We start from the raw sequence: 4,065 nt of genomic DNA, 5'->3' as shown, positions 1-4,065 counted from the left end.
TTTGAGAGAATCTTCGTTCAAAACCTTGCGTCTTCATCGGCCCGTGTCCTGTAGGGGCGAAGCATTCGGGCAATAACCTATCGGTGAAACCGTAGATTTTCTATCCGAATGCTTCGCCCGTACTTTTTCAGCAGACCCTATATAGATGTCGGTTTTAGCAAATTCCCGTTACGAAAATCAAAACTACATAGTATAATGGTACTGTTGTTTATTTTTCGAGGCTTAAATATGAGTTTAACAGAAAAACAAAAAAACCTTTTGCGATGGATAGTTAAAGGAGTACTGGCTGGTGATTTTCCCGCCGAGGACAATATTTTGTGGGGTCCTCAGGTTTTCAACGGCCCTAGTTGGCCAAATTACACGGGTTCTGATAGCTGTCCTGAGGTCGAATTCCCAACGCTCCGTGAATTAGAAAAATCTGGTTATATTAATTTGCAAACAATAGCCTCGGATGAATACAAGGTCGCTCTAACACAAAAAGCTTATGAAGCGGTTGATTCTAACTTTGCTGAACCCGCCATCAGCAGCCCAAAGATTCACGTGGAAAAATATTACAACCATGTAGAAACTATGACAGAAAATAAAGGAAACGTCAACATCAGCGGCGTACAGGGAAACGTGAGCGGAATTGCCGCCGCAGGCGAAAACCAAACCATGACCGGGGTTGCACTCGGAGAAATTAGCGGTGTGGTCACGAACAGCATCGGTCAACTGCAATCGACGAATACCCCTGAAGCAACTCAACTGGCCACACTGCTCGAACAGCTTCAATCTGCGATCAAAAATGAATCCCACCTAGCGCCGGAAGATAAAGCGGAGGCGATGGAACAGGTCAAAACCCTCGCAGAAGCAGGACAGAAACCCGAAGATAATGCACTCCAAAAAGCGGCAAAAACTGCTTTGAAAATTCTCAAAGGAACGATTGCCGGTTTGCCCGATGCTGCCAAACTGGCCGAGTCATGTGCAAAACTGCTCCCCGCAATCGCTACTTTGCTATCACTTTCTTAGATTGGCTAAATCTCCCCCAATCTCTTTACTGTTGCCTCTTGCCCCTTGCATGAGTGCCTCATCTCAACAAGCAATTCAAATGCGCGGGCAGCTTAATTGTCTTCTAGCTTCGTAGAGGATGACAGCAGTAGCGATCGCAACATTTAAAGATTCCACACCACCAAAGAGGGGAATTTTCACCGTTTCATCGGCTAAAGTCGCTAATTGGGGCGATAAACCGGCTCCTTCATTGCCTAATAATATTAAAGTCGGACGGGTAAAATCAATCTCCCAATGGTTTTTGGTGGCTGTGGGTAAAGTCGCGATCGCTTTTACCCCCTGTGCTTGATATTTTTTCACTAAAGCCGATAAATCCGATTCTACCACTAGGGGCGATCGAAACCATTCCCCAGCGGAACTGCGGATCACTTTCGGGTTATCGATTTCGACGCTATCGAGACTTAACCAGATACCCTGTACTTCCGTAGCCACAGCAGTGCGAATAATAGTACCGAGATTACCCGGATCCTGCAATCTTTCCAAAACTAAGCCCAATTGTAGCGGATTTTGGGGGACTGGATGAAGGTGATCACGGGAAATAGTAGCAATCACACCATCGGGATTAACCGTGGTTGCTAGGGAAGCGAGGACTTCTGGGGAAACCATCTCGACTCGTTTCGCTTGATTTTGAAGTTTCTCTGCTAATTCTGCCTGTCTTTGTCGCCACTTTTCAGTATAACAAACCGTCTCTAGGGAACAATTCACCGCTAAAGCCGTCTCTAGTAAGTGCGTTCCCTCAATTAAGGACAAATTCTGCTCCTGTCGCTCTCTAGTGCGGTGTAGCTTGCGAATTTGCTTGATTAAAGGGTTTTGAACACTGCTAATCATAGCCAGTCGGATTTTTTACCCCGCTAGGGCTGCCCTAAATAACTACGTTTTGAGGGAGATAATGCGGAACTCGGGACTTGAACCCGAAAGTCTTTGCAGACACTAGAACCTGAATCTAGCGCGTCTACCAATTCCGCCAGTTCCGCATTTTTCTTTCACGATCTCCTATCATACTATCGGACAATCCATAAGTCAAGATAGTTGAGATAATTAAGACAAAAATCGTTTTTCGGGGTAGAATCACCGATAATTCGTTCAAAAATCTGATAAAATGCAGTCTAATTTTACCGAAGCTTTCCTTAGCCAAGACTCCCAACTAAGATAAATGAATGATCCTATGACTATCGATATCGAGCATCCCTATTTAGAAATTCAAGGTCGTCACTCTCTCAAGGGTGAAGTCAAGATCAGTGGTGCCAAAAATGCCGCTCTAGTGATTATGGCGGGAGCTTTACTCTGCTCCGACGAGTGCCAGATTGGTAATGTACCTGCCCTAGCCGATATCGAGCGGATGAGTCAAATTCTCTCGGCTTTGGGCGTGCAAGTCCGTCGCAGCGGAGATAGACTAGAGATTGATGGCAGAGACCTCCAACAAGCTCAAGCACCCTACGATCTCGTCTCCCAGTTGCGAGCCAGTTTTTTTGCCATTGGACCGATTTTAGCCCGTTTAGGAGAAGCAAAAGTTCCCCTCCCTGGCGGCTGCGCCATTGGGGCCAGACCAGTGGATCTGCACGTTAGAGGCCTACAGTCAATGGGTGCAGATGTATTAATTGATGGCGGCATGGTACACGCCCGCGTTAAGGGTAATGGTCGTCTGAAAGGGGCGAATATTTATCTGGATTATCCCAGTGTGGGAGCGACGGAAACCCTAATGATGGCGGCGACTTTAGCGGAAGGGGAAACCATTCTCGGTAATGCAGCCCAGGAGCCAGAGGTGATTGATTTAGCCGATTTTTGTGTTTCCATGGGGGCAAAAATTCGCGGTGCCGGAACCAATACAATTGTCATTGAGGGAGTTTCCCGTCTGCACAGTACCGATTACAATATCATTCCCGATCGCATTGAAGCCGGGACTTTACTGATAGCCGGGGCGATTACCCGCTCAGAAATTAGTCTTTATCCCGTGATTCCCAGCCATTTAGCTTCGGTAATTGCCAAACTGCACGAAATCGGTCCGGAAGTGGTGGAAGATGATCCTAATCGTCTCCGGATTATCCCTAGAGACTTAAAAGCCACCGATATCGAAACCCTACCCTATCCCGGGTTTCCCACGGATATGCAGGCCCAATTTATGGCTCTATTAACTTTAGCCGAGGGCAGTAGCGTAGTTAATGAGACGGTTTTTGAAAATCGTCTGCGTCATGTGGCCGAATTAAAGCGTCTGGGAGCAGATATCAAGGTCAAAGGAAATGTGGCTTTAGTGCGCGGTGTGCCTTTCCTCTCTGGGGCGCCGGTGATGGCCACGGATCTACGCGCTTCGGCAGCTTTGGTGGTGGCAGGATTGGCAGCCCGGGGGACTACTATTGTGCAGGGACTCCATCACCTCGATCGAGGTTACGATAATTTAGAGGGTAAATTAAGAGCATTAGGGGCAAATTTACGCCGGGTTGATCCTTTAGCCTTAGAATTGGCTACCCTGTCCCCATCTTAATAGAAAAAGGGCGAAGCATTCGGGCAATAACCTATCGCTGAAACCGTAGATTTCCTATCCGAATGCCTTGCCCCTACAGATATTATCTGACTTTTTTACCGCCTATTCATCTGCCGTAAAATAACGCTCCAGAAAATCGAGAGCATGATTTCTTAAATCATAATATTCTTGAGTTTCTCTCATGGCGTGACGCTCCCGGGGATGGGGAAAAGGCACTGTTAAAATCTCACCGATATTAGCATGGGGCCCATTGGTCATTAAAACAATGCGATCGGACATGAAAATTGCCTCATCTACATCATGGGTAATCATGATCACCGCTTGCCGGTGACTCTCCCAAATTTTCAGCACTTCCTGTTGTAATTTTCGCTTAGTTAAAGCATCTAAAGCCCCAAAAGGTGGCTCTTCTAGGTTCTGTGTGAGCATGGTATAATAGTAACACAGAACAGGAGGTGGGTTATGTGGATAAATTTTGATCAACTCCTCGATTTACCAAATGCAACAGTGGTCAATTATCAAAAAATTGCTCAGACAATTTT

Annotated in this window: 3 protein-coding genes, 1 tRNA gene and 1 pseudogene; 2 read left to right on the top strand and 3 right to left on the bottom strand. The window is 46.5% G+C overall.

From position 1 onward, the window contains the following. The first annotated feature begins 228 nt into the window (after positions 1-228). Positions 229-1,008: a hypothetical protein gene (locus IM509_RS17880; RefSeq protein ID WP_260441155.1), complete on the top strand. Its 780-nt coding sequence runs from the start codon at positions 229-231 to the stop codon at positions 1,006-1,008. Between the two features lie 75 nt (positions 1,009-1,083). On the opposite strand, the gene IM509_RS17875 is transcribed toward IM509_RS17880, so the two are convergent. Then, on the bottom strand, positions 1,084-1,875 hold the full coding sequence (locus IM509_RS17875) for a TrmH family RNA methyltransferase (RefSeq protein WP_185236738.1): 792 nt from the start codon (positions 1,873-1,875) through the stop codon (positions 1,084-1,086). 62 nt (positions 1,876-1,937) lie between these two features. Next, positions 1,938-2,021: transfer RNA gene (locus IM509_RS17870), tRNA-Leu, on the bottom strand. A 191-nt stretch (positions 2,022-2,212) separates the two neighbouring features. Here IM509_RS17870 and murA point away from each other — a divergent pair. Beyond that, positions 2,213-3,526, top strand: coding sequence for a UDP-N-acetylglucosamine 1-carboxyvinyltransferase (murA, locus tag IM509_RS17865; RefSeq protein ID WP_185236737.1), 1,314 nt, complete (start codon positions 2,213-2,215; stop codon positions 3,524-3,526). A 102-nt stretch (positions 3,527-3,628) separates the two neighbouring features. Here the strand turns inward: murA and IM509_RS17860 are convergent. Continuing rightward, a pseudogene (locus tag IM509_RS17860) lies at positions 3,629-3,937 on the bottom strand (ABC transporter ATP-binding protein); the annotation flags it as partial. Positions 3,938-4,065 lie beyond the last annotated feature (128 nt).

The sequence above is a fragment of the Microcystis sp. M31BS1 genome, from assembly GCF_020245285.1.
Taxonomy (GTDB): Bacteria; Cyanobacteriota; Cyanobacteriia; order Cyanobacteriales; family Microcystaceae; genus Microcystis; species Microcystis panniformis.
Note: the sequence above shows the minus strand (reverse complement) of the source record. Positions and strands in the feature narration are given on the sequence as shown.

Bases quoted from the DNA above. Each gene is read 5' to 3' on its own strand.
- murA (WP_185236737.1), top strand. From the start codon at position 2,213: ATGACTATCGATATCGAGCATCCCTATTTAGAAATTCAAGGTCGTCAC.
- IM509_RS17880 (WP_260441155.1), top strand. From the start codon at position 229: ATGAGTTTAACAGAAAAACAAAAAAACCTTTTGCGATGGATAGTTAAA.
- IM509_RS17875 (WP_185236738.1), bottom strand. From the start codon at position 1,875: ATGATTAGCAGTGTTCAAAACCCTTTAATCAAGCAAATTCGCAAGCTA.